The following is a 23247-nucleotide window of genomic DNA, read 5'->3' as shown; positions in this document are numbered from 1 at the left end:
AACCCTTGCCGCAGCAAGGGTTTCAGGGGTTGCATCTTTTTCAGCAACCTTAGTTGGTCCGAGTGACTGGATTCGAATTGCGAAAAGAGCAGTCTGTCCAGCCCTGGCTTTTCCCGGAATGTCCTGTTTCCAAGGGATTGCGGGCTTGGACAATCCTGGATGATACTGCCTTTTCCTGACCAAAACTGACCGTTTAAGGGTAAAAATAAGGGTACAAGTTCGACCACATAAGCGCACAAGAGAGGGGCGGCCACCGCATAGCGCGGGGCCGCCCCTCGTTCTTTCAATCTGGGTGTCGTGCCAAGGGGCTCGGAGCGGGTGGCACAAGCGGCCGTCCTATCCAGCAAAAATGCCCTTCCCGCCTTTTCCACCGTAAAAAAGACAGGGTGGCCTCATTCCTCTTGAAGTACACTTTCATGAACAAAAATAGGATGAACAAGTACGAAAAGAATGGGGCTGACCATTTCCGGTCAGCCCCATTTGTGCTTGTATATTCTATTCGGCGGGGTGCGTTAATCCCCAATCAACTCAGCCAGCCGACACATGACGGTAGCGGCTTGGGCACGGGTCATGACGCCGTCACCGTTAAAGGTGCCGTTGGCGTCCACACCGCCGATGAGGCCAGCAGCAAAGACACCAGTCACAGCGTCCTTGTATTTCCCGGTGATGCTACTCCAATCGCCGATTTTGGCCTGAACGCTCGCAGCATCATACTCGGGCATGGCGTCCTGGTCGTTGAGAATATTGTATAGGAGCTGGGCCATCTCATAGCGGTTGCAGGAAATTTCTGCGATTGCGTCAAAGGCGGACTGTCCCATATTGGTCCCATCGTAGAGACTAAGGTTATGCGCGACAGTGCAATAGGGCATAAACCAAGGGTCGCTGGAGCCAGTGTAGGTATTCAATTCGTCCGCATAATAGGCGCGTATCAGCATAGTCGAGAACTCCGCGTAACTGATTTCCTTGTCGGGGGCAAAGCGATTGTTGCCAACGCCATTGACCCATCCCTCTGCCGCGGCTTTTTCTACATAGTCATGAGCCCAGTGATTGGCGGGCACATCAGTAAACACAGCCTCTGTGGTTTCATTGGGCTTTTCTGGCTGCTGAGGCTTCTCCTGCTCGGTGGGTTGCTGTTCCTGGCCTGGGGTTTTAACTCCATCCATAACCTTGATAAAAGCGGGACCATATCCTTTGCCGGAAGCCCACAAGGTACCATCTGATTTCAACGCCAGAGTAATATCCATTCCGCCGGCAGTCACCTGGATTACATTATCCATCTGTACCGCTTTGGGCGTTGACTGGTAGGGTGTTCCAGGGCCGGCCACCGATCCCAAGCCATAGGTCTGACGATTGTCAAAGTCGGCATAACCCAGTTCCCCTGCGTTGTTCACGCCCCAGGTCCATAGTGTTCCATCCGCTGTGCGAACCGCAGCCAAATTGTCCTCGTCTGCCCAGGCTCCTACCACACGGTCCATCACTTTTACGGGAGTAGCTGCTATACTGCCGCTTCCGTTCCCAACGGTCCCAAATGTGTTAGAACCCCAGGACCACAGCGAACCGTCCTCCCGAATTGCAAAATGCCCATTGACATAGCTGACCTGGTTCAAAATAGAAGCCGGAGGATTCCCGGTATTTGAATCCGTCTCTCTGCCAAGATATGCGTCATCCCAGTTACTGCCCCAACTGTAAAGAGTTCCGTCCTCTGCAACAGCAGTACCGGCATCCTCCCGATAGCTGGAAATCTGTGCGATACCATTGGCTATCACCTGATAGAAAATACCGTCCTGCCGTTGCTCCATACCCTTCAACGGTTCAGGAGACCAAACAGAGCCATCTTCTTTTAGGGCAAGGTATCCGCTGATTTGCTTTACACTAGACAGCACTTCTACTGGCTCTTCAAGCGTATTGTCAGATAGAGAATACCACTCGCCCCAAACCCAAAGCGTGCCGTCTGCTTTCAGACCCATATATCGGTTTTCTGCAAAAGAAACCGCCTGATAACCCGTGTCAAACAAGGTCCCATCTTTCCAGTTGACCAGCCGTCCATCGGCTAGGACCACATAGTCCCTCGCTACCGTGCTATTGCCGGAAGCGACTACCGTCAGGTCTCCGCCTTCTATGGGCCATTCCTCCTGACCGGGTCTCTGGGGTTTGTCTGGCTCCTCAGGCTGTGTGGTCTCTTGGGGCTTCTCCGGCTCAACACCGATGTCATCAGGATTAAAGAAGTCCACCTGATAGGAAAAGTCCACGGGGTTACCGTTGGCAGATTTCAGCCCGTCGATGGTAACGGTATACACGCCCTCATAGGAGGTGATACCCTCCGGGCGGAAAATAATGCAGTTGGGAATACCATAGTTGGCAGTATCTATATGGAAGTATGCTCCATTATCAGAGGCCCCGTAGCCGCTTCCCCGGAAGGTCCATGTTTTTCCGTCGCTCTCCCGGACCAAGGTAACCGTCAAGTCAGACTGCCGGGGTGTCCTGTACTCGCTGGTGTTCAGACTCACACTCCACGCAATATCCCCGTCGAACAGATTAGAGGGAAAATTACCAGAAGCAGGCCAGGAAATAAATTTATAATCCTCGCAATCTCCGCTCTTGTCAAATACTTTTTCTGTCACATAAGTACGATAGCGGGTATCGCTTTCCGCATATCCGAAGCCGATTTTCCCGAGCCCAGGATTCAGTTGCCAGCGGCGGTGTCCTAGGCGGTCGATGTTACTGGTGTCGCTGTCGTCCATAAACCCATCTACTGCCGTAGTTAGGGTCTGACCTGCGTAGAGGTTACTACTAGATGTGGCATCGTAGGCCCTTTCGTAGAAGTCGTTATCCATGCCTGACGGTTTACTGGGGTTGTGATTCAACGCCCCCTGAGCGGCGATGATGACTGCTCCATACTGGGCTTGCTCACAAAGGGTCAGGTCTAGTTGGACATTCGGGAGACCAGCAATTTGACGTAGAGCATTCAGCCGGTCAGTGGCTGTCTGGAGGGCGGAAGTCTTTACTTTACCTGTTGAATAAGGAGCAGAGCAAGATGGAACTTGGTCAAATACATTGTCAGGCAGGGTCAGCGGATTTTCCTCTAGCAGTTGGACAATCTCTTCTTTGCTCAACTTATCAATAGAGTCACTACCACTTTCAAGAAAACTTGTTCCAGTGTCTACCGCGAATGCTGGGGTAGTCAGCCCTAAACACAGAGTCAAGGACAATGCAAAAGATAATATCCGCTTTTTCATATTTTCCTCCCCTTTTTGAAATAAATCGTTTTCCAGCGGACGACCTCCCCCGGACGGGGCCAACGCCCCGCCCAGGGTGTCCGCCGGAAACATATAAGGCGGTGCCGAGTTATGTACTCAACACCGCCTGATAAAATCACGCGTAGCACAAAGCTATTTCCCTCTCCCGCCTTGAAAAAGCGCGGCGAAATAGGTATAATAGCCCCGTGGTGCAGTCTTATAAGACTGTTGTGTCGAGTGCCGAGGACTCGCACAGGTTCGTGGGGTGTTCCCAGCACCCCACGAACTGCCGCTTATATGTTTCCAAGCCCTATTTTAGCCGTTCCGCATAGGAAAAGCAAGGGCCATTCAAAGAGAAAAGTCAAAATTTGCTGAGAATTTTTCTGAGGTGCACTTTTCAAAATTGCCTGTTCCAGGTTTTGAAAAGTGCACCTCATTTTTTTGCCCCTACACCTCCACCATGGGGACTATGCAATCCCCGCAGATGATATGGACCTTCTTGGTGGCCCGGACGCTCTGCCCGCACTGGGGACAAATGAGCTTTCGGGTGGAGCTGGGCCGCTTGCCGCCCGGGGTGGCAGCTCCCGGCTGGGCGGTGCCTCCGGCCCCGATCCGAATCATCGGGGGCAGGGTGCTCCGCCCGATCTTGATTTCACTCCACCCCTTTTCCAGGGCGTATTCCACAAGCCGGTCGCTGGGCCGGGTGTTCCAGCTGTACTTCTCCGTCCGGTAGCACTCCAGGCCCCGCCGCTCGGCCTCCTCCTTGAACCGCTTATTGTGATATGTACCGCCCCGGCTCACTTCCTGGATTCCGTGCTGGCGGCAAAAGAGATGCACCATCTCGTGGAGTATGGTGTCTAAAGTCTCCTCGATTGGGTAGTTTAAGACCTCGGCGGCAATGTTCAGTTCATACGCGCCGCCGTCCGGCCTCTGCCAGACCTTCGCCACGGAACAGTGTCCATAGGTTCCCGGCTTGCTCTGGACTGTGATAATGGGGACCGGCAGCTCCCCACCGAAAAAGTCGGTGTTCAGGGAATTAAATATGCGCTCCAGCAAATTGACGGCACGGCTCATTTTTGTGGTCTGTTTCATTTCGTAGGCCCTCCCATAGTAAGAAAGATGTGGTAGCACAGCTCGCTCGCGAGCTTGTGTCGCCACCGACGCGCCCCCGCCCCGACCTGTCAAGGCTGGCCCCAAAGGGGCCACTCGCGCAAAAAAATCCCTGGCTCTTCGGAACCAGGGATTTTTTTCGGCCTTGATAGGGCGGGGCGGGGGTGCTATTTCGACTTTTCGGGGTGGAAATAGGCCGGTATTTGGGTGTGCTCATCAAAATGTGGCGAAAACATATGATATAAGCGGAAGCCGGAGGAAATGCTTCCAGAAAATTTCTCGAATTGACGGGAAAAACTGCATAACCTGTCGAGCCAAGGCATATAAGTATAGTGACAGGCAAAAATAACCCAATTTATTCTATCACTACTCGTATTGCCTGTCAATGGGGCTTCCCAGCTTCCCGTGCACCTTGACAACTGAATATCGCTTACTTTGTATTCCAGCAACGCGGAGGTGGGGCTGCGTCAAGTCCCCATCGCGTCCTGCCCGCTCTGGCAGGGTGTACCTATCCACCATTTGGACCGTGCGATATGCACAAGAAAGGAACGATTCACAAATGAAACTGATTGGTTTTAAGCGCAACGATTTCACTACCCGCGAGGGCGTAACCATCACCGGCTACAACCTCTACCTGACCTACCCCGCCACTGGGCCGGAGGCCCAGGGCATGGTGGCCGAGCACATCTACATGACCGATGCCAAGCTCGCCAAGTGCGGCCTGGACGCTGGTAAGTTCAAGGTCGGCTCTGAGGTGACCGTCCAGTACAATCGTTTCGGCAAGCCGGACGCCATCCTCTTCCAGTCGTAAGACCCCGCAAAAAAGAACGGCCCACGCTCCCCGTAAGGGGGGCGTGGGAGGCCGTTCTTACTTGATGAATCAACAGATTGATTTCACCCCGAGGCAATCTGAAAGGAAAAAGAGGAGCAATCGAAATGCCAGACCAACCAACTGTTTACACGAATTGTAGGATTAAGGAGTACCCTAAATCCCTGGTAAAGCAGGTGGCAACGGGGGCGATTTTTCCCATGATTCCAGGCGCGTCCAAGCCGCGCTCCTATGCGGTCTCTCGACCGGGTCACGCCAAGGACCAGGAGCGGTCCATCAAAATGAGCCAGCAGCGGGCAAAGTCCAAGGTGAGAGACCTCGCCCTCTGTAATATGGACACTTTTGACACTTTTCTGACCTGGACCATCGACCCCGACCTCCTTGACCGCTATGATCCGAAAGCCGTCTATCAGAAGCTGCGGACTTTCCTGGGCAACGCGGTCCATCGGAAGGAATTTTCTTATCTGCTTGTGCCGGAGTACCACAAAAAGAAGGCCGGAGAGGACCGGCCCGCCATCCACCTGCACGGCCTTTGCCATTTGGGCAAGGTGCGCGTTGAGCGGGCCAGGGACAAGCTGGGCCACCGCAGGACCGACAAGGAGGGCCGACCAGTCTTTAACATGCTCGATTGGAAATACGGTTTCTCCACTTGCATCCCACTCGACGAGAACTATGAGCGCACCGCCAACTATGTCGCCAAGTACATCACCAAGGGCAACGGCGGCAAGATTTTTGGAAAGTGGTATCTGCACAGCCGGGACCTGGTCAAAGGTCCTAACACTTACCCCCATGACCCGGAGAACTACGACGAGTTTCGGGACGAGGAAAAGTTGAAAGCTCATATACAACACGAAGGTGAGATTTATAACGGCCTCCGGGTGCTCTCGGAGGAATTCCCCAAAATTTAGATATTAGAAAGGATGGTTTATCATGCTTACAGATAAAAAGTCGGGCGGGAAGCTGCCCCAGAAGGTAGAGCGTCGCCGCATCGTGAGGCGTATGAAGCGCGGAGCCCGTAAGGTCGCGCCAGGCGGAGGGAATGGGCCTGTTTTGGTTGCGATGCTGACCCTTCTGTGCATGTTCTGGGCCTGCACCGGCCTGATTGACGGCGTAAAGATGGGCGGTCCCCTGGGACAGCTCTATTGCATCGTGACCGCCCTGGCTGCTGTGACGCTGGCAGCGGCCCTCACTCTGGCCCTCTTTTGGGCCTGGGGAGGGCCGCTGTCAGCCCAGCGCGTGGAAGAAAGTCTGGCGCGTATCGGGTTTGCCAATGAGAACGGCGAGGTCCCGGAGCTGCTGTCCATCACGCAGGACCCCGATAATCCCAGAATCAAGGTCCAAGAATACGAAACCTGTGGTCTCCCGCCCTCCGACTGGCGTGACCGTGTGGACGAGCTCCAGTCGGCCCTGAATCTGACCATCCTGGAGGTCGAGAATGGGCAGGATAACCAGCGCATCAAACTGACCACTGCGCCCCCTGCCTCCACTCTGCCCACCAAGATACTGTGGACCCCAGACTGTATGATGGATTTGAAGCCTTTTGTCCTGGCCCTGGGGGTGGACTGTGCCGGTCGGCAGGTCACCTGGGACCTGCGTCAAGGGCATGGGGTTCTTGCGGGCATGACAGGAAGCGGCAAGTCGGTCGCCTTGCGCTGCCTCCTGTACCAGTGCATCACCTGGGGGGCGGTCCCCATCATCGTAGACCTCAAGGGAGGCGTGGGCTTTAGCCGCTGGGCCAAAAAGTGCCGTGTCATCACCAGCATCGAGGATTTGCTCCCTGTGCTGGAAGAGCTCTCCGAAGAGATGGCCCACCGGGAAAAGGTGCTGGCCGAAAGGCACTACCAGGATATAGACGAGTACAACGCAAGGCCCAAGGCCCACCGTTTCGACCACATCGTCCTGGCGATCGACGAGGCAGCGGAGCTGTTTGACAAAACCGGGGCAGGTAAAGCCCATAAGGCCATGATTGAGCAGGCGGAGCAGTACATCACCTCGATTGCCAGGCGTGGCCGGGCCTCGGGCCTCCATCTCCTCCTGAGTACCCAGAGACCCGATTCAAATACTTTGCCGCCCCAAATCAAAGCAAATGTGTCCTTCTCTGCCTGCGGGATGGCAAACGAGGTGCTCAGCAAAATCGTCCTGGATTCTACCGCCGCCGCTGACCTCATCCCTCGCGGGAAGCAGGGGTGCTTTGTGGTCAGCCAGGGCGCGGACAACTATGTTGTCACGCAGGCGTACTACTTCGACGAATGGAGGCTCGACTATGATTAAGAATTTTGAGCAGATCCCTCTTGTCCTCACCGTTCCCCAGGTTGCTCAGGCCCTGAACCTGGGCCGGGATACCACTTATAATCTCGTGAGGGCTGGTATCATTCACAGTGTCCGCGTAGGACACCAGTACCGGGTGCCAAAGGCGGCCCTTATGGAGTATTTGGCCGCTTGATGGCCCTATGCAATCGCAGGAGATATTGACCGTCCGCCGCATGAGCGTTACAATACAGGTGTGCGCTTATGTGGCGGACAAAGGAGGTAAAAAATTCATGCCACATAAGAATAAGACGGGCCGCGCCGCCAATGGCAGCGGCTCCATCCGTAAGAGAGAAGTCACGCGAAACGGGAAGCCCTATACCTATTGGGAGGGCCGGGTCACGGTGGACATTGACCCCATTACCGGCAAGCAGGTCCAGCGGACCATCACCGGAAAGACCCAGAAGGAAGTCGCCCAGAAGATGCGGGAAATCGCCGTGGAGGTAGACCAAGGGACCTACAAGGCCCCATCCATGCTCACCGTCGGAGATTGGCTGGATATTTGGATGGAGGAATATCTGGGCAGCGTGAAGCCCAGAACGGTAGAATCCTATCAGTGTCAAATCAAGAACCATATCCGGCCCCAGCTTGGCCCTATCAAGCTGGAAGCGTTGAGTACCCATATGATTCAGCACTTTTACAACGGCTTGACCAAGAGCGGCCTATCGCCGAAGTCTGTGAAAATCGTCCATGGTGTGCTCCACAAGGCACTCCAACAGGCAGTGGCTATTTCCTACCTGCGGTTCAACCCGTCGGACGCCTGTGTCCTGCCCAGAGTCGAGCGCAAGGAGCTGCACCCGCTGGATGATGATGCCATTCACCAGTTCATCGAAACGGTCAAGGGGCACCCCCATGAGTTTCTTTTCCTGGTCACCTTGTTTACGGGTATGCGTCAGGGAGAGGTGCTGGGGCTCAAATGGGAGGATGTGGATTTTGAGCGGGGGACCGTGTTGGTCCGGCGGCAGTTCCAAAAGGTCATGGTCCAGGACAAGGACAGGGCCAAAAACGGAGGCAAAAAATACCGTTATCAATTCATTTCCGTCAAAAACAGCAGATGGCGGAAAATCGCCCCGGCCCCTATTGTGATGCACTGGCTCAAGCGGCAGCGTGGCAAGCAGGCTGAGTGGAGGCTACATGCGGGGCCCGCATGGGAGGACACGGGTCTAGTGTTCACCAATGAGCTGGGCAGTCATTTGATGACCCATACCGTCTACCACAACTTCAAGCGCGTTGTGACTGATATGGGGCTTCCCACCGTCCGCTTTCACGATTTGCGTCACAGCTATGCGGTGGCCGCAATCAAGAGCGGTGATGATATCAAGACGGTGCAGGGGAATTTGGGTCACGCCACCGCTTCCTTTACCCTTGATGTGTACGGCCATGTGACGGACCAGATGCGCCGGGAGAGCGCCCAGCGGATGGAGCAGTACATTGAGGGCGTTGTGGGCCAATAAGGGTAAAATAAGGGTACTGGACATAGAAAAAGTCCTGTAACCCTTGCGGTTACAGGACTTTCATGGTCCGAGTGACTGGATTCGAACCAGCGGCCTCTTGAACCCCATTCAAGCGCGATACCAAACTTCGCCACACCCGGAAATGGCCGGCCGTTTCAGACGGCTCATACATCTTACCATGGCCACACAGAAAATGCAAGTCTTTTTTTCGTTTTTTTCAAATTTCTTTCTGCCGCCCTGGGACCCGGGCCGGCGGCCCCGGAAGGACTGCCGGCCCGGGTTTTAACCGCTATAGACCGCCAGCCGGGCGGTCAGGGCGTCTACGAACGGTTCCCGGTCCACATCAGTGACCAGCTCGGTGTTGGGCTCCCGTTTGGCGTCGCTATAGGCGTCGGTGACGGTCCGGCCCCGGGTGATAGTTCCATGGCACTCCACCCCCACCCAGCAGCGCAGGGTGGTGAAGAGCGCCGGCTCCAGGGCGTACAGCATGGCGCAGGGATCGTGCATGGGGGCCCCGGGGACCAGGAACCGCTCGTGCTGCGCCACCCCGCAACGCATGGTGTCCGCCGCAAAGCGGGCCTGGGGCGTGCCCAGGGCCTCCACCCGATCGATGTCGGCATGGGTCAGGTAGGCCCTGTGGGTGACATCCAGCCCGCACATCACTACCGGGATGCCGGAGCGGAACACCATCCCGGCGGCCTCCGGGTCGGCATAGATGTTAAACTCCGCCGCCGGGGTGGTATTGCCGAAGGCGGTGGCGCCTCCCATAAGCACAATCCGCCGGAGGTACCGGGGCAGATCGGCGTATTTGGCCAGGGCCACTCCCAGGTTGGTGAGAGGCCCGGTGGCCACCACCTCCAGGGCGCCGTCCCAGGCCCGGGCCTCCCGGTACAGGGCGTCCCAGGCCGGCTCCGGCGACAGGGGAAAGGCGGGCTCCGGCACCGGGAGACCCAGCAGGCCGTCCGCGCCGTGGACCTCGCCGGCGGTAACCGTCGGGCCGAAGAGGGGGCCAGCCGCCCCGGCGCAGACCGGCGCCTCCACCCCCGCCAGCGTCAGGACCCGCCGGGCGTTGCGGCTGGTGTGCTCCAGATCCACGTTGCCCGCCACCGCCGTTACCGCCCGGAGGTCCAGCTCCGGGGCCCGGGCGGCCAGGAGGATGGCCACCGCGTCGTCAATGCCCGGGTCGCAGTCCAGAATCACCGGGCGCTTTTCCGTGCTCATGCCGTTCCCTCCCCGTAGGACGCCACGGCGTCCGTCAAAAGCTGGACAAAGCCCGCCCGGTCCAGGCCCAGGAGGACCCGGGCGTTGGGGGCGCGGCCCGTCAGGTGGTAGCGATCCCCGACGGTGGTCCCCCGGCAGTAGTCCCCCGCCGTCTCCACCGCCACATACATCTCCTCCATCTGGAAGAGCTCCGGGGCGATGAGGGCGGCCACCGCCACCGCGTCGTGGACCGGGGCCCCGGCGTAGCCGATGCTGCGGTGGAAGCCGTAGAAGAACTCCAGCCAGCCGGCCACCACCTCGGCCACGGGATTCCCCAGGGCCCGGATGCGGGCAAAGTCCTCCGGAAGGACCAGGGCCTGCTCCGTGACGTCCAGCCCCGCCATGGTGATGGGCACCCCGGAGCGGAAGACCAGGCCGGCGGCCTCCGGGTCTACCAAGATGTTGAACTCCGCCGCCGGGGTCCAGTTGCCCCGGGTGACGCCGCCTCCCATCAGGGAGATGCCGGCAATGCGGGACTTGAGCTCCGGGTGGGCCAGCAGCAGGGCGGCCACATTGGTGAGGGGGCCGGTGGGAACCAGGGTCACCGGCTCCGGGCTCTCCGCCAGAACCCTGGCCATGAGCTCACAGGCGGGCAGGTCCACCGTCTCCACCGCCGGTTCCGGCAGGGCGGGGCCGTCCAGACCGGACTCCCCGTGGATGCCGGGGGCGGGCATGGGCCCGGCCGCCAGGGGGCCCTGCCGGCCCTGGGCCAGGGGGGCCCGGATACCCAGAAGGGTCATGACCTGGCGGGCGTTCCAGGTGGTCTTCTCGATGGTCTGGTTGCCGCAGACCGAGGAGACCCCCCGGATATCCAGCAGGGGAGAGGCCTGGGCCAGCATCCAGGCCATGGCGTCGTCGTGGCCCGGGTCGCCGTCCAGGAAAACGGGGATCGGTTTGTTCATCTCCGTGCGCCTCCCGCCTTCAGGGCTGGCCGCTGAGGGCCTGCTCAAAGTGCTCATTGATCTGCTGGGTGAAGGCCTGGGCCGCGTTGTAGCCCATCTTCTTGTGGCGGTTGTTCATGGCCGCCACCTCCACAATGATGGCCAGGTTCCGGCCCGGCTTTACCGGTACGGTGAGGGAGGGCACCTTCACATCGAGAATAACGGTGTAGAGCTCCTCCAGGCCCAGGCGGTCGTACATGGCCTCGTCGTTCCACTGCTCCAGGCTTACCACCAGGTCGATGTCCTGGTCCTCCCGGACAGCGGACATGCCGAAGAGCTGCTGCACGTCCACCACGCCGATGCCCCGCAGCTCGATGTAATGGCGGATGAGCTCCGGCGCGGAGCCCACCAGGCGGCTGACGCCCACCCGCTTGATCTCCACGGCGTCGTCGGCCACCAGGCGGTGGCCCCGCTTTACCAGCTCAATGGCCGTCTCGCTCTTGCCCACGCCGGACTCCCCCAGCAGGAGCACCCCCTCGCCGTAGACCTCCACCAGCACCCCGTGGCGGGTGATGCGGGGGGCCAGCTCATTGCGCAGTCCGGCGATGAGGGCCCCCATGAAGGCCGTGGTGGTCTCCTGGGTGCGGAGGATGGTGCGGTCGTGCCTGTCCGCCATCTCCATGAGCTCCGGGAAGGGCTCCAGCCCCCGTGTGATGATGAGCGCGGGGATCTCATAGGCCAGCAGATCGTCAAAAATCCGCCGCCGGTCCTCCGGCTCCACCTTGGTCAGATAGGTGTTCTCCACCTTGCCCAGCACCTGAAGCCGCTTGGCGTCAAAGTAGTCGAAGAAGCCCACAAGCTGTAGTCCGGGGCGGTTTACGTCCTCCCGCTGAACCAGCACATCCTCATAGTGGGCCACGCTGCGGAGCACCTCCAGGTCAAAGTCCTTGATGAGCTTGCCCAGCTTCATGGAATACCGGCCCTCCACCGCCATCCCTCCTTCTGTCTCTTTTGAACTCGGCGGAGCCTTGGGGCCCTGCGGCCCCGGCCCGCCCTGTAGGTCTAGTATAACCGACTTTCCGGGTTTTCGCAATGGCTATCTGCCAGCCGGACGGCCCGCCGGCCCGGCTTTTGCGGCGCCCGGGGGCAGAAGGATTTCCGCGCTTTTTCCCCGCCCCCCTCTGGCAGAACGGAGGAAGCTGTGCTATAATATAGGCAACAGCGGCCTGCGGGGCGGCGGCGCCCGGCAGCCATCAAGGGAGGGCGCTCCACATGCGCGTGTTAGTGGTAGAGGATGAGCAGGACCTGAATCTCCTGCTCCGAAAGGTGCTGACCAAGGCCGGCTACACGGTGGACGGCTGTCTGGACGGGGAGGACGCCGCCCTCCACCTGATGGGGGCGGCGTACGACGCGGTGATTCTGGACGTGATGATGCCCAAAAAGGACGGGTACACCCTGGTCCGGGAGATGCGGGCGCAGGGACTCAACACGCCGGTTCTCTTCCTCACGGCCCGGGACAGTGTGGCCGACCGGGTGAAGGGTCTGGATCTGGGAGCGGACGACTACCTCATCAAGCCCTTTGACTTTGACGAGCTGCTGGCCCGCATCCGGGCCATGACCCGGAAGCATGTGGGCCTGCACACCAATCTGCTCGCCATCGGCGACCTGACCATGGATGTGGAGCGGCGGCGGGTCACCCGGGGCGGGGAGGAGATCCCCCTGCTGCCCAAGGAATTCTCCATCCTGGAATACCTCCTCCGCAACCGGGAGAAGGTCCTCTCCCGGGAGCAGATCGAGGACCAGATCTGGAACTATGAGTACTCCGGCAACTCCAACAATGTGGACGGCTACATGAGCCGGCTGCGGAAGAAGATCGACGACGGCCGGGACCAGAAGCTCATCCACACCATACGGGGCCAGGGCTGGGTCATCCGGGCCCCCAGGGACGAGGGAGGGGACCCGTGAAGCATTTGAGCGTCAAGGTCAGCATCACCATCTGGTATCTCCTGCTGATGACCCTGATGGCCGGGCTGCTGCTGGGCTTTCTCCTGCTCATCAGCGGCACCGTCTCCACCCAGACCTCCATGGAGCAGCTCTCCCAGACGCTCCGGGGCAACCTCAGCCAGATCAGCATGGCGGACGGCAGCCTCCAGCTGGGGGAGGACTTCCACTTCTACAACGACGGGGTCTACTCCCTGGTCTACAGCCAGAGCGAGGCCCTCCTGGCGGGGCAGGTGCCGGTCTCCTTCTCGGCGGCGGCGGAGCCCTTCCAGAACGGCCTGACCCGCCCGGTGTCGGTGGAGGACGACCGCTACTACGTCCTGGACTTCTGGGTCCCCCTGGGCTGGGACAGCGGGGTGTGGCTCCGGGGCATCCTGGAGGCGCCGGAGAACCCCCAGATCCTGACCAACCTGCTCTACCTGGCGATGATTGCGCTGCCCCTCTTCATCCTCCTGGCGGGGCTGGGCGGGTACTGGATCGCCCGGCAGGCCTTCCGCCCCCTGGACCAGATCACAGCCACCGCCGCCGCCATCAACGAGGCCTCCGACCTCTCGGCCCGGGTGGCTGTCCCGCCGGGACACAACGAGTTCTCCCGCCTGGCCCTGACCTTCAACCAGATGTTTGCCCATCTGGAGCAGTCCTTTGAGGCAGAGGCCCAATTTACCGCCGACGCCTCCCACGAGCTGCGCACGCCGGTCTCGGTCGTCAAGAGCGCCTGTGAGTACGCCCTGCGGTATGGGGAGTCCCCGGAGGAGTACCGGGAGACCCTGGATATGATCCACCGGCAGGCCGGCAAGATGTCCCTCCTCATCGGTCAGCTTCTGAGCATTACCCGGCTGGATCAGGGGACTGACGCCGTCCACTGGGAGCAGGTGGACCTGTCCAGCCTGGTCTACACGGTCTGTGCCGAGGGGCCCTGGCCCCAGGAGCGCCTGAGCCTGGATCTGGAGGAGGGCCTTACCGCCCGGGCGGACCCCGCCCTCCTGGCCCGCCTGATCCAGAACCTGGTGGAAAACGCCTTTAAATACGGAAAGCCCGGGGGCCATGTGTGGGTCTCCCTGGGCCGGGAGGAGGGAGAGCTCCGCCTGGAGGTCAAGGACGACGGCATCGGCATCCCCCCGGAGCAGCAGGAGAAGGTCTGGCAGCGGTTCTACCAGGTGGACCCCTCCCGCAGCGCCGGGAACGGCGCCGGCCTGGGCCTGTCCATGGTGCGGAAAATCGCCCAGGCCCACGGCGGCTCCATGAGCCTGGAGAGCATCCCCGGACTGGGCAGCACCTTCACCCTCCACCTGCCCCTGGAGGAGCCGGAAAAAATTTTTCAGCTCGCCCTTTAATTTCATGTTGATTTCATGTTTGGATGGTAAGATATGGCCAGCAAGAGGAAAGGAGGTACACACGGTTGAAGCTGAGATCCGTCCCGCCCCTGTGTGCGGCGGCCCTGATCGCCCTCTCGGCAGCCGGCTGCGGCCAGCAGAGCAGCCAGGCGGAGTACATTGGCATCGACGCCGCCAAGGCCATCGCCCTGGAGGCCGCCGGTGTGAGTGAGTCCGCCGCAGCCTTCTCCACAGCGGGTCTGGACCAGCAGAACGGTATGGACTACTATGCGGTGGACTTCACCGCCAACGGTCAGAACTACGCCTACGACATTGACGCCGTCACAGGCGTCATCATCGAAGGCGGCGCGGCCTCCGCTATGACAGCGGTTTCGGACCTGCCGGGCGGCACAGCCGCCGCCACGCCGGACGTACAGGCGCAGGCCACGCCCGCCGCCGGCACAGCCGCCGCCACGCCGGACGTACAGGCGCAGGCCACGCCCGCCGCCGGCACGGCCGCCCCCACGCCGGCCGTACCGGCCCAGCCCACGCCCGCCGCCGGCACGGCCGCCCCCACGCCGGCCGTACCGGCCCAGCCCGCGCCCGCCGGCATCACCGGGGAGCAGGCCCAGGAGATCGCCCTGGCCCACGCGGGGCTCACCGCCAGCCAGGTCACCTTTGTGCGCAGCCGGCTGGACTATGAACGCGGGCGGCAGTGCTACGAGGTGGAGTTCTACACCGCCGGCTTTACCGAGTACGACTACGAGATCGACGCTTCCACCGGGGAAATCCTTTCCTATGATTTCGACGCGGAGGGCTACGTTCCCCCCGCCGCCGGTTCCACCGCCATCACCGCCGATCAGGCGATGCAGATCGCCCTGGCGGAGGTGCCCGGCGCCGGCGCCAGCGACATCTGGGAGTTCGAGGTGGACATGGATGACGGCCGTCTGGAGTATGAGGGCACCATCTACTACTCCGGTATGGAGTATGAGTTCACCATCGACGGCTACAGCGGAGCCATCCGGGGCTGGGAAGTCGAATCCATCTACGACTAGGGCTTGTTTGAAACATGTCAACATGCCCAACCGGCGGGTCTTTTGCCCCCTGGACGGCGCAATTTTTCCTTGAAATCCGCCAGGATTCCTGGGTCAAAATTGCTTGCCAGCGGCCCAAAATCCCTCGCTGCTGGACACATCGCCAATTTTCAAACAAGCCCTGAGGAGCCAACATTTTATTTCATTTAGGAGGAATTGTTATGAATTGGAACAAACTCACCAAGCGTGCGGGAGCCCTGGCCCTCTGCACCGCCCTGACTGTCGGGACCTTCACCCTGTCCGCCGGCGCTGTGGGGGTCACCGCGCAGCTCTCCCCCAACGTCTCCATCGTGGTGGACGGCGCCGCCCGGACCTTCTACAACGTCTCCGGCGCCGAGGTCCACCCCATTACCTACAACGGCACCACCTATCTGCCCATCCGGGCCATCGGCGAGATCATGGGCAAGAACGTCAACTGGGACCAGGCCACCCTGACGGTGAGCCTCTCCGGCACCCGCACCACGGGGACGGTCTCCGGTACGCCCGACACCTGGACGGCGACCCAGAACATCACCGGCGACATCCGCTCCGACGTCACGATCCTGGTGGACGGCGTCCGGCAGACCTTCACCGATGTCAACGGCAGCGTCGTCTATCCCATGATCTACAACGGTTCCGTCTACCTGCCCATCCGGGCCATCGGCAACCTTATGGGTAAGTCCGTCAGCTGGAACCAGGCCACCAACACCGTGATCCTGGGCAGCGGCAGCACCGGTGCCTCCCAGAGCAGCGGCCTGCTGGTCACCGACGCCGACAGCTTTAACAACACCGGCGCCACCACCCAGCAGCCCGTCCAGACCACTCCGCCTGTCCAGCCGCAGCAGCCCGTCCAGATCACTCCGCCTGTCCAGCCGCAGCAGCCCGTCCAGACCACTCCGCCCACCCAGACGACGACCTCCAACGGCATGATCAGCTCTGAGCAGGCCAAGAACGCGGCCCTGGCCCACGCCAGCCTGAGCGCCGGCCAGGTCAGCTTTGTCCGCAGCCACCTGGACTGGGACGACGGCCGCCAGGTCTATGACGTGGAGTTCTACACCAGCGACTACAAGGAGTACGACTACGAGATCGACGCCTACACCGGGGCCATCCTCAGCTTCGACGCCGACGCCGAGTACTACAGCTACACCCAGCCCAGCACCAACACCGGCTCCTACATCGGCGAGGCCCGGGCCAGAAGCATCGCTCTGTCCTATGTCTCCGGAGCCACCGACGCCAACGTCCGCTACGCCCGCCTGGATTGGGACGACGGCCGCATGGAGTACGAGGTGGAGATCATCTACGGCACCATGGAGTATGACTTCGAGATCGACGCCTACACCGGCGCGGTGATCTCCCGCGACATGGATTCCATCTACGACTGAGTATCCGGCCCCGGCCTCCGGCCGGGGCCCCCGCTTTTCCATCACGGAGGTTTTTTATGAAGCATGAGCAAAAGTGGTTCCGGCTGTACGCGGAGCACCCCGCCGCCTCGAACCTATCCATTGCGGGAGGGGCGGTGAAGCTGCTCTCCCTGCTCCTTTTCATCGCCGCCATCCTCACGTCCCTGGGTCTCCTGCTGGCGGGCCTGCGGCTGACCATGGCCGGGGGCCTTGGCACCGCCCTGATCTTCCTCATGGACGAGATGGATGACGAGGTTTTTACCGCCTTCTTCCTCTGGGGCGCGGTGGTGGCCTGCCGCTATGTGGCCTGCGTCCTCCAGAGTAAGGCCGAGCTCCTGGCCCGGCCCCGGGACGGCTTCCCCACACCGCCCATTGCTGCGGAGCAGCCCGTCCCCCAAAACCAGGAGCGGCTCCCACGCTGAGCTTCGCACTCCCGGCCCACGCCGGTTTATCCGGCAAGCCTTTGACAAGCTGAGTTTGCATACTCAGTGCATCCGCCCGCCGGAAAAGTCCTTCGGCCTTTTCCGGCGGGCGGACGAACTTTTTCGATTCCATCGAAAAAGTCTCCGACTGCGCGGGAAAGGGGGCTCCCCGCCCCCCTTTCACACGATCCCCCGGTGCGTGTCTGCCCAATTTACACCCTGTTTGACAACCTGAAGCTGAGCCTGCGGGCTCAGCTTGTTTTCTTTATATGTGGATTTTTGTTTTCACCCGCCGTTTTTTGTGGTATGATACAACGAGAATGTCTGAACACAGGAGGCTCAACACAATTATGAAGCTGCGCACCATCGCCGCCGCCCTGGTCCTGGCCGTCTCTGCCGGCCTGCTGTCCGGCTGCCAGGCGGAAGAACCCTTTTACTCCCCCGGATACTGGCGGGAGGACACCTATTACAGCGCCTTCCTGGGCCTGCGCTTCACCCTTCCCGAGGGCTGGGAGGCCGCCGGCGAGGCCGCGCTGGAGCAGATGGGCGCCGACGCCGACCGGGCCCTGGACCTTCAGCTGGGCGGCGACGGCCAGGACCCGGCCTCTGTCTACCACTATGACCTCTCGGCCACCGACCCGGAGACCGGGGCGGGTATTCTGGCCCTGGTCCAGGAGACCGGCGCCAACGCCGATACCTATCTGAACGGCCTCCAGGCCGGCGCCGAGCGGGAGGGGGCCGCCTACACCACCGGCGAGGTCCTCCATCTGGAGCTGGCGGGCCGGCGCTATCTGGCCCTCCCCCTGACCATGGAGGGCGAGGCCGCCCCCTATCAGCGGCAGTACGCCCGGAAGGACGGCGACTACCTCATCCTCATCATGCTCTTTACCCCGGACCAGGAGGCCGTCCCCTTCTCCACCCTGGAGGGATACCTCTCCTCCCTCTCCGAGGAGTGACCGGCGCGGCCGGAGCGCCGCAGAGGCCCTTCTGGCCTCGCCGCACTGCTTGACGTTCCAGAGCCCGGTTTCTCCGCCCGGCGGACCCTTCAGGCAAGTTCTCCTCCCCCGGCGAATATACTGCACCGAAGGGGGGCGCTCTTTTGAAGGTTGACCGAACATCCATGCTCTACGGCGCGCTGCTGCTCACGGCCACAGGGCTTCTCAACCAGGCGCTGGGCTTTGTCTACCGCATTTTCCTCTCCCGGCTGGCGGGCTCGGAGATCATGGGGCTCTACCAGCTGGTGATGCCTGTCTACTCCGTCCTGCTCTCGGTCACCGCCGTGGGGCTGACGGCGGCGGTGTCCAGCCTCACCTCGGAGTACCGGGCCCTGGGGAATTTCACCGCCGCCGGGCAGGTCCTGCGCCGGTGCCTGGTGCTGCTGGCCGCCCTGCTGGCCCTCCCGGCCCTGGCAGTGGTCCTCCTCTCCGACCCCATCTCGGTCTATCTGCTGGGAGATGCCCGAACCCAGCTTGGACTCCTGCTGCTGCTGCCCTGTATCCTCCTGACAGGGGTGGAAAACCTCCACAAACACGCCTTCTACGGCGCCGGCATGATCCGCCCCCCGGCCTTTACCGAGCTGCTGGAGCAGGTGGTGCGGACCTGCGCCGTGCTGGGCCTGCTGCTGGCCTTCCTCCCCCAGAACCCGGAGCGCACCGTGGGCCTCATCGTCACCGGCATGGTCCTCTGCGAGGTCTTCTCCGCCTGCACCCTCGCCCTCCTCCACCGGCGGTACCGCCGGGGTCTCTCCGGCCCACGCGGCCCAGGCATTCCCCCCAGAGAGCTGGACCGGCGCATCGCCCGCATCGCCCTGCCCATCGCCGCCACCGCCCTGCTGGGGAACCTGATGGGCTCGGTGTGCGCCATTCTAATCCCCCAGAAGCTGGTGGCCGGGGGCATGGAGGTCTCCGCCGCCGTCTCGGCCTTCGGGGTGATGTTCGGCATGTCCATCCCTATGCTCAACCTGCCCACCGCCTTCATCGCCGCCCTGGGACTGGTGCTGGTGCCCAAGCTGGCCGAATCCACCGCCCTGGGCCGAAAGGCCGAGGCCCGCCGCCGCATCTCCAAGGCCATGCTGGGCGCCTCGGTGCTGATGCTCCCCGCCATGGCCTTTCTGGTGGTGCTGGGCCCCACCCTGGGGGCGGCCCTCTTCCAGGAGCCCACGGTGGGGGACTTTCTGACCCCGCTCTCCGCGGGGGTGGTCCTCTCCTGCTACCAGTCGGTCCTCTCCTGCTCCCTCAACGGGGTGGGGCGGCAGCCCGCCGCCGCCCGAAACGCCCTGCTCTGCGGAGCGGTGGAGCTGGTCATCGTCTTCTTCACTGTGGGCCTGCCCGGGGTGGGGCTCCGGGGCTATGTGCTGGCCGCCCTGGCCAGCGCCCTGCTGGGGGTGGTGCTGGGCGCTGTGGGGCTCTACCGGGCCGTGGGGCTCCGGCCGGAGCTCTTCCGCTGGCTCACCGCCCCGGGCCTGGCCGCCCTGCTGATGGGCCTCAACGTCAACCTCCTCTTCCGCGTCCTCCGGGACCGGGGCCTCTCCGGGCCGTGGAGCGCCGCCGCCTGCCTGGTCCTGGGCTCGGTCCTCTATCTGGCCGCCCTCTCCGCCCAGGGGGTTTGGGTGGGGGAGCTCTTCCATCTCCGCCGCCGGGCGGCCCGGTAGCCTCCCAGCCCCTTTGCACCGCATCGGGCGCATTGTCCGAACCGGGGGCCTTGCCTGCTATGACAGGCTGGGGCCGGAGTTTTCCGGGCAAATTCGCAGTATGCCGGGACCCATTCCAATCCCCACGACATTTCTTATGAGGAAGTTTGTGCCGGGGTGATGGGAGCTAGGGCTTGTTTGAAAATTGGCGATGTGTCCAGCGGCGATGGATTCTGGGCCGCCGGCAAGCAATTTTGACCCAGGAATCCTGGCGGATTGCAAGGAAAACTTGCGCCGTCCAGGGGGCAAAAGACCCGCCGGTTGGGCATGCTGCCATGTTTCAAACAAGCCCTAGCGCTTCTCCCGCTGGGTGGAGAGCAGGTCGGGACAGTACCGCTCCAGGGCCAGGCGGTAGAGGGCGGCCATCCGGGGCTCCAGGACCGGGCAGTAGGTCTCGTCCCCGCCGGCCTCAGTGACAAACCAGTCGGTCCCATCGGTGCGGATGACCGGCGCCAGGTCCCGGAGGGAATAGGCGTCCAAGACCACGGCCCCCCGGCCCAGGAAGCGGCAGCAGAGGCTCTCGTGGGGGGCGGCGTCCACAATGGCCAGATTGAGCTCCCGGAGATAGACCCCCACCGGCGCCCCGCCTCCAAGCGCCTCCATGGGGAGCTCAGAGGCCCGGCGCAGGGCCTCGGCGGTCTCCCGGTTGTTCCAGGCCGGAGCCACCAGGTAGGTCCGGTTCAGCGGCAGCTTGGCCTGGCCTGTGGGCTCCACTGCGGAGAGGGGCAGCAGGTCGTCCAGCACAAAGGGGCCGGTCTCCGTCTTGGGCAGGAAAATCCGGGCGGCGCTGTCCGCCATAAGGCTGTTGAGCAGGGTGCGGATCATCCAGTCCAGCACCACCGAGGCGCCCTGGCCGTGGGACCGGAACTGTTCCAGGGCCGTCTCCCGGAATTTCATGGTGGAATCGAAGTCCAGCAGTCCCAGCGGGGGAAGAGGTCCGCTCAGGGGCTGGGGCACATTTTTTCCGAACACAGTAAACCACTCCAAGTCAAAAGGAAGTTTTTTCGATATTCTAGCATAGGAAGGCCAAAGCCGCAAGGAAGCTTCTTCCATCTCCTGCGGCAGCCGGCGGCCGGCCTCCATCGGAACCGGCGAAATCAGATATTTTGTGAATAAGCTGTGGTTCTTTTGTAAACATTGGCACTCGATGATTGACAGTGCTAATCCGCCGTGCTATGAAAAGCCTGTGCCAAGGGAGAGGGTCCCGGAGCGGCCCGCCCAAGGAGCTGCCCAAGCAGTCCACCATCGCCATCGGCTGAGCCGCCGGCAAGCCTCAAAGCGGAGGGGCCGCAGAATTTCTGCGGCCCCTTGTTTTTTTGCGTGGACCCGCAGAGCAGCGCCGGATCAACATAGAATATATTGGGGTTTTTTCTAATATATAGAATAAAAAAGGCGTTTCCTATTTCCCGTAAAAATATATAAAATCAAGTTTATTCAAGAAACGTTCAAAAAATGTTCAAAAAAAAAAAAAAAAAAATAGAGAATTCGCAACAATCCGCAGGCGTCAGTAAGCGTGAAAAAAGCTCCAAGATTTTTTCCTGTGAAACACTTGCGTTAGCAGAGAATTTTCGGTATAATGCAACAAGAGCAAGTACTTAGACGGTCCCGTTTGTTTTTTTGTTCCCCGCCTGCGGCATATATTTTTCAGGGTCCGGCGCCGGCCGATCTTGTCGAAAAAGACGCGGCGGTTCTTAGGGCTTGTTTGAAAAATGTCAACATACCCAATCAGCGGGTCTTTTGCCCCCTGGACGGCGCAATTTTTCCTTGCAATCCGCCAGGATTCCTGCGAAAAAATTGCTTGCCAGCGGCTCAAAATCCCTCGTTGCTGGACACATCGCCAATTTTCAAACAAGCCCTAGGGCTTGTTTGAAACATGGCAACATGTCCAATCAGCGGGTCTTTTGCCCCCTGGACGGCGCAATTTTTCCTTGCAATCCGCCAGGATTCCTGCGAAAAAATTGCTTGCCAGCGGCTCAAAATCCCTCGCTTCCGGACACATCGCCAATTTTCAAACAAGCCCTAGGGCCGGGAGAATCCGCAGTGAATCAGAAAGCAGGGTGATAGAGAATGGATATCCTAAGCAGCAATTCCCTCCTGATGATGCAGCGCTCCATGGAATTCCTCTGGAGCAAGCAGGCCTGCATCCTGGACAACATCGCCAACGTGGAGACCCCAAACTACAAGGCCAAGTACGCCACCTTTGAGGAGGCCCTGCGCTCGGCCATTCTGACCTCGGCGGAGGATGGCGTCTCCACCGCCGCCATCCGGGAGGCCATCCGGGACACTCCGGTGGTGATCCAAGAGGCCCAGGAGAGCACCCGCCTGGATGACAACGGGGTGAACATCACCGAGCAGTCCATTGAACTGTCCCGGACCGGCTATCAGCTCCAGTATGTGATTGACGCCATTGCCAATGACGTCTCCACCATCCGGGCGGTCATCCGCGGATAAGGAGGAACACTGATATGGCTTTTATGAGCTCCATCAACGTAATCGGCTCCGGCCTGACGGCCCAGCAGCTCCGCCTGGACGTGATCTCGGAGAACGTCACCAATGCAACCACCACCCGCACCGAGGGCGGCGGCGCCTACCGCCGGAAGCTGGTGGTCTTCCAGGCCGAGGGGACCCAGACGCCCTTTCAGGCGGCCCTGGACCGGGCCAGGGGCGTCGTCTCCTCCGGGCAGGAGGGGGGCGTCCGGGTGGTCCAGATTGCGGAGGACCCCTCCGACTTCAAGCTGGTCTACGACCCCACCCATCCCGACGCCAACGCCGACGGCTATGTGGAGATGCCCAACGTAGATATGATGAAGGAGATCACCGACGCCATGGCTGCCGCCCAGGCCTACTCGGCCAATGTAACGGCCTTGAATGTGCTTAAGCAGGTGGCCAACAAGGGCCTGGAGATCGGACAGTGACCGCCCGCCCCAGCGGGCGCTGAGGAGTCAGGAGGAGAAGAGAGATGGAATTTCGCGCAATAGAACCCATCCGGCCCCTTTGGAGCACAGAGGCAGCCGGAGAAACCCAGGGGTCGGGAGACCGGGTCCAGCCTACCCTGTTCGCAGATGTTTTCCAATCAGCCATTGACAACGTCCGGGAGACGGAGGCGGCAAAGAACGACGCGGAATACCGCCTGGCCACCGGGCAGATTGACAATCCTGCGGAGGTCACCTTTGTGTCCAGCCAATGGACCATGTCCCTGGAGCTGCTGATCCAGATGAGAAGCAGAGCCCTGGACGCTTACAACGAGCTTATGCGGATCAGCCTGTGATGGA

At 61.0% G+C, this 23247-nt stretch carries 21 protein-coding genes and 1 tRNA gene; 15 read left to right on the top strand and 7 right to left on the bottom strand.

Annotation, left to right across the window (positions count from 1 at the left end):
* Window positions 1–512: 512 nt before the first annotated feature.
* Together Q0K09_RS03175 and Q0K09_RS03170 are read right to left on the bottom strand one after the other, a co-directional pair.
* On the bottom strand, window positions 513–3236 hold the full coding sequence (locus tag Q0K09_RS03175) for an S-layer homology domain-containing protein (RefSeq protein WP_294472771.1): 2724 nt from the start codon (window positions 3234–3236) through the stop codon (window positions 513–515).
* Window positions 3237–3683: 447 nt separating this feature from the next.
* On the bottom strand, window positions 3684–4328 hold the full coding sequence (locus Q0K09_RS03170) for a SprT-like domain-containing protein (protein ID WP_294472767.1): 645 nt from the start codon (window positions 4326–4328) through the stop codon (window positions 3684–3686).
* 577 nt (window positions 4329–4905) lie between these two features.
* Here Q0K09_RS03170 and Q0K09_RS03165 point away from each other — a divergent pair.
* From Q0K09_RS03165 to Q0K09_RS03145, 5 genes are all read left to right on the top strand, one after another.
* Window positions 4906–5157, top strand: coding sequence for a hypothetical protein (locus Q0K09_RS03165; protein WP_294472764.1), 252 nt, complete (start codon window positions 4906–4908; stop codon window positions 5155–5157).
* 125 nt (window positions 5158–5282) lie between these two features.
* Entirely contained in the window at window positions 5283–6083 is an 801-nt protein-coding gene (locus Q0K09_RS03160) for a hypothetical protein (RefSeq protein ID WP_294472761.1), read from the top strand.
* A 151-nt stretch (window positions 6084–6234) separates the two neighbouring features.
* Window positions 6235–7446, top strand: coding sequence for an FtsK/SpoIIIE domain-containing protein (locus Q0K09_RS03155; RefSeq protein ID WP_294472775.1), 1212 nt, complete (start codon window positions 6235–6237; stop codon window positions 7444–7446).
* Window positions 7439–7618, top strand: a complete 180-nt coding sequence (locus Q0K09_RS03150; RefSeq protein WP_294472758.1) for a helix-turn-helix domain-containing protein — start codon at window positions 7439–7441, stop codon at window positions 7616–7618. Before Q0K09_RS03155 ends, Q0K09_RS03150 begins: the two co-directional genes overlap by 8 nt.
* Before the next feature lie 97 nt (window positions 7619–7715).
* Window positions 7716–8936 (top strand): tyrosine-type recombinase/integrase, encoded by a 1221-nt coding sequence (locus Q0K09_RS03145; RefSeq protein WP_294472755.1) that lies wholly within the window; start codon window positions 7716–7718, stop codon window positions 8934–8936.
* 63 nt (window positions 8937–8999) lie between these two features.
* Here the strand turns inward: Q0K09_RS03145 and Q0K09_RS03140 are convergent.
* The 4 genes from Q0K09_RS03140 to hprK all read right to left on the bottom strand — a co-directional run bounded on the left by Q0K09_RS03140 (window position 9000) and on the right by hprK (window position 12071).
* Window positions 9000–9076, bottom strand: a tRNA-Pro gene (locus tag Q0K09_RS03140).
* Between the two features lie 142 nt (window positions 9077–9218).
* Complete coding sequence (locus Q0K09_RS03135; RefSeq protein WP_294472753.1) at window positions 9219–10157, bottom strand: nucleoside hydrolase; 939 nt, start codon at window positions 10155–10157, stop codon at window positions 9219–9221.
* Window positions 10154–11098 carry a nucleoside hydrolase gene (locus Q0K09_RS03130; protein ID WP_294472751.1) on the bottom strand — a complete coding sequence of 315 codons (945 nt, stop codon included), beginning with the start codon at window positions 11096–11098 and terminating at the stop codon, window positions 10154–10156. Before Q0K09_RS03130 ends, Q0K09_RS03135 begins: the two co-directional genes overlap by 4 nt.
* Window positions 11099–11117: 19 nt before the next feature.
* Window positions 11118–12071 carry an HPr(Ser) kinase/phosphatase gene (gene hprK, locus Q0K09_RS03125; RefSeq protein ID WP_294472750.1) on the bottom strand — a complete coding sequence of 318 codons (954 nt, stop codon included), beginning with the start codon at window positions 12069–12071 and terminating at the stop codon, window positions 11118–11120.
* 278 nt (window positions 12072–12349) lie between these two features.
* Here hprK and Q0K09_RS03120 point away from each other — a divergent pair, with 278 nt between their 5' ends.
* The 7 genes from Q0K09_RS03120 (at window position 12350) to Q0K09_RS03090 (ending at window position 19936) form a co-directional block, all read left to right on the top strand.
* Window positions 12350–13042: a response regulator transcription factor gene (locus Q0K09_RS03120; protein WP_294472747.1), complete on the top strand. Its 693-nt coding sequence runs from the start codon at window positions 12350–12352 to the stop codon at window positions 13040–13042.
* The gene (locus Q0K09_RS03115) at window positions 13039–14412 is read left to right on the top strand and encodes a HAMP domain-containing sensor histidine kinase (RefSeq protein WP_294472746.1); all 1374 of its coding nucleotides are present in this window, start codon (window positions 13039–13041) and stop codon (window positions 14410–14412) included. Before Q0K09_RS03120 ends, Q0K09_RS03115 begins: the two co-directional genes overlap by 4 nt.
* A 65-nt stretch (window positions 14413–14477) precedes the next feature.
* Complete coding sequence (locus Q0K09_RS03110; RefSeq protein ID WP_294472743.1) at window positions 14478–15446, top strand: PepSY domain-containing protein; 969 nt, start codon at window positions 14478–14480, stop codon at window positions 15444–15446.
* Window positions 15447–15646: 200 nt separating this feature from the next.
* On the top strand, window positions 15647–16846 hold the full coding sequence (locus Q0K09_RS03105; protein WP_294472741.1) for a PepSY domain-containing protein: 1200 nt from the start codon (window positions 15647–15649) through the stop codon (window positions 16844–16846).
* Window positions 16847–16902: 56 nt separating this feature from the next.
* Complete coding sequence (locus Q0K09_RS03100; protein WP_294472739.1) at window positions 16903–17286, top strand: hypothetical protein; 384 nt, start codon at window positions 16903–16905, stop codon at window positions 17284–17286.
* Between the two features lie 350 nt (window positions 17287–17636).
* Window positions 17637–18242 carry a hypothetical protein gene (locus Q0K09_RS03095; protein WP_294472738.1) on the top strand — a complete coding sequence of 202 codons (606 nt, stop codon included), beginning with the start codon at window positions 17637–17639 and terminating at the stop codon, window positions 18240–18242.
* Between the two features lie 143 nt (window positions 18243–18385).
* Window positions 18386–19936 carry an oligosaccharide flippase family protein gene (locus Q0K09_RS03090; RefSeq protein WP_294472737.1) on the top strand — a complete coding sequence of 517 codons (1551 nt, stop codon included), beginning with the start codon at window positions 18386–18388 and terminating at the stop codon, window positions 19934–19936.
* A gap of 330 nt (window positions 19937–20266) precedes the next feature.
* Here Q0K09_RS03090 and Q0K09_RS03085 read toward each other — a convergent pair whose 3' ends face one another.
* Window positions 20267–20947, bottom strand: coding sequence for a hypothetical protein (locus Q0K09_RS03085; RefSeq protein ID WP_294472733.1), 681 nt, complete (start codon window positions 20945–20947; stop codon window positions 20267–20269).
* Between the two features lie 1095 nt (window positions 20948–22042).
* Here Q0K09_RS03085 and Q0K09_RS03080 point away from each other — a divergent pair.
* Genes Q0K09_RS03080 through Q0K09_RS03070 form a run of 3 tightly spaced genes read left to right on the top strand, consistent with a single transcriptional unit; the run spans window position 22043 to window position 23243 of the window.
* Window positions 22043–22426, top strand: a complete 384-nt coding sequence (locus tag Q0K09_RS03080; protein WP_294472731.1) for a flagellar biosynthesis protein FlgB — start codon at window positions 22043–22045, stop codon at window positions 22424–22426.
* Window positions 22427–22440: 14 nt separating this feature from the next.
* On the top strand, window positions 22441–22890 hold the full coding sequence (flgC, locus tag Q0K09_RS03075) for a flagellar basal body rod protein FlgC (RefSeq protein ID WP_294472728.1): 450 nt from the start codon (window positions 22441–22443) through the stop codon (window positions 22888–22890).
* A 44-nt stretch (window positions 22891–22934) separates the two neighbouring features.
* Window positions 22935–23243 carry a flagellar hook-basal body complex protein FliE gene (locus Q0K09_RS03070; protein WP_294472725.1) on the top strand — a complete coding sequence of 103 codons (309 nt, stop codon included), beginning with the start codon at window positions 22935–22937 and terminating at the stop codon, window positions 23241–23243.
* Window positions 23244–23247: the final 4 nt, after the last annotated feature.

It is taken from the genome of uncultured Intestinimonas sp. (genome assembly GCF_944387725.1).
In the GTDB taxonomy this organism is placed as follows: Bacteria; Bacillota; Clostridia; order Oscillospirales; family Oscillospiraceae; genus Intestinimonas.
This window is presented reverse-complemented; position numbering and strand designations above follow the sequence as displayed.

Bases quoted from the DNA above. Each gene is read 5' to 3' on its own strand.
- Q0K09_RS03095 (WP_294472738.1), top strand. From the start codon at position 17,637: ATGAAGCTGCGCACCATCGCCGCCGCCCTGGTCCTGGCCGTCTCTGCC.
- Q0K09_RS03135 (WP_294472753.1), bottom strand. From the start codon at position 10,157: ATGAGCACGGAAAAGCGCCCGGTGATTCTGGACTGCGACCCGGGCATT.
- Q0K09_RS03150 (WP_294472758.1), top strand. From the start codon at position 7,439: ATGATTAAGAATTTTGAGCAGATCCCTCTTGTCCTCACCGTTCCCCAG.
- hprK (WP_294472750.1), bottom strand. From the start codon at position 12,071: ATGGCGGTGGAGGGCCGGTATTCCATGAAGCTGGGCAAGCTCATCAAG.
- Q0K09_RS03170 (WP_294472767.1), bottom strand. From the start codon at position 4,328: ATGAAACAGACCACAAAAATGAGCCGTGCCGTCAATTTGCTGGAGCGC.
- Q0K09_RS03080 (WP_294472731.1), top strand. From the start codon at position 22,043: ATGGATATCCTAAGCAGCAATTCCCTCCTGATGATGCAGCGCTCCATG.
- Q0K09_RS03160 (WP_294472761.1), top strand. From the start codon at position 5,283: ATGCCAGACCAACCAACTGTTTACACGAATTGTAGGATTAAGGAGTAC.
- Q0K09_RS03120 (WP_294472747.1), top strand. From the start codon at position 12,350: ATGCGCGTGTTAGTGGTAGAGGATGAGCAGGACCTGAATCTCCTGCTC.
- flgC (WP_294472728.1), top strand. From the start codon at position 22,441: ATGGCTTTTATGAGCTCCATCAACGTAATCGGCTCCGGCCTGACGGCC.
- Q0K09_RS03155 (WP_294472775.1), top strand. From the start codon at position 6,235: ATGCTGACCCTTCTGTGCATGTTCTGGGCCTGCACCGGCCTGATTGAC.
- Q0K09_RS03130 (WP_294472751.1), bottom strand. From the start codon at position 11,098: ATGAACAAACCGATCCCCGTTTTCCTGGACGGCGACCCGGGCCACGAC.
- Q0K09_RS03165 (WP_294472764.1), top strand. From the start codon at position 4,906: ATGAAACTGATTGGTTTTAAGCGCAACGATTTCACTACCCGCGAGGGC.
- Q0K09_RS03100 (WP_294472739.1), top strand. From the start codon at position 16,903: ATGAAGCATGAGCAAAAGTGGTTCCGGCTGTACGCGGAGCACCCCGCC.
- Q0K09_RS03070 (WP_294472725.1), top strand. From the start codon at position 22,935: ATGGAATTTCGCGCAATAGAACCCATCCGGCCCCTTTGGAGCACAGAG.
- Q0K09_RS03105 (WP_294472741.1), top strand. From the start codon at position 15,647: ATGAATTGGAACAAACTCACCAAGCGTGCGGGAGCCCTGGCCCTCTGC.
- Q0K09_RS03175 (WP_294472771.1), bottom strand. From the start codon at position 3,236: ATGAAAAAGCGGATATTATCTTTTGCATTGTCCTTGACTCTGTGTTTA.
- Q0K09_RS03145 (WP_294472755.1), top strand. From the start codon at position 7,716: ATGCCACATAAGAATAAGACGGGCCGCGCCGCCAATGGCAGCGGCTCC.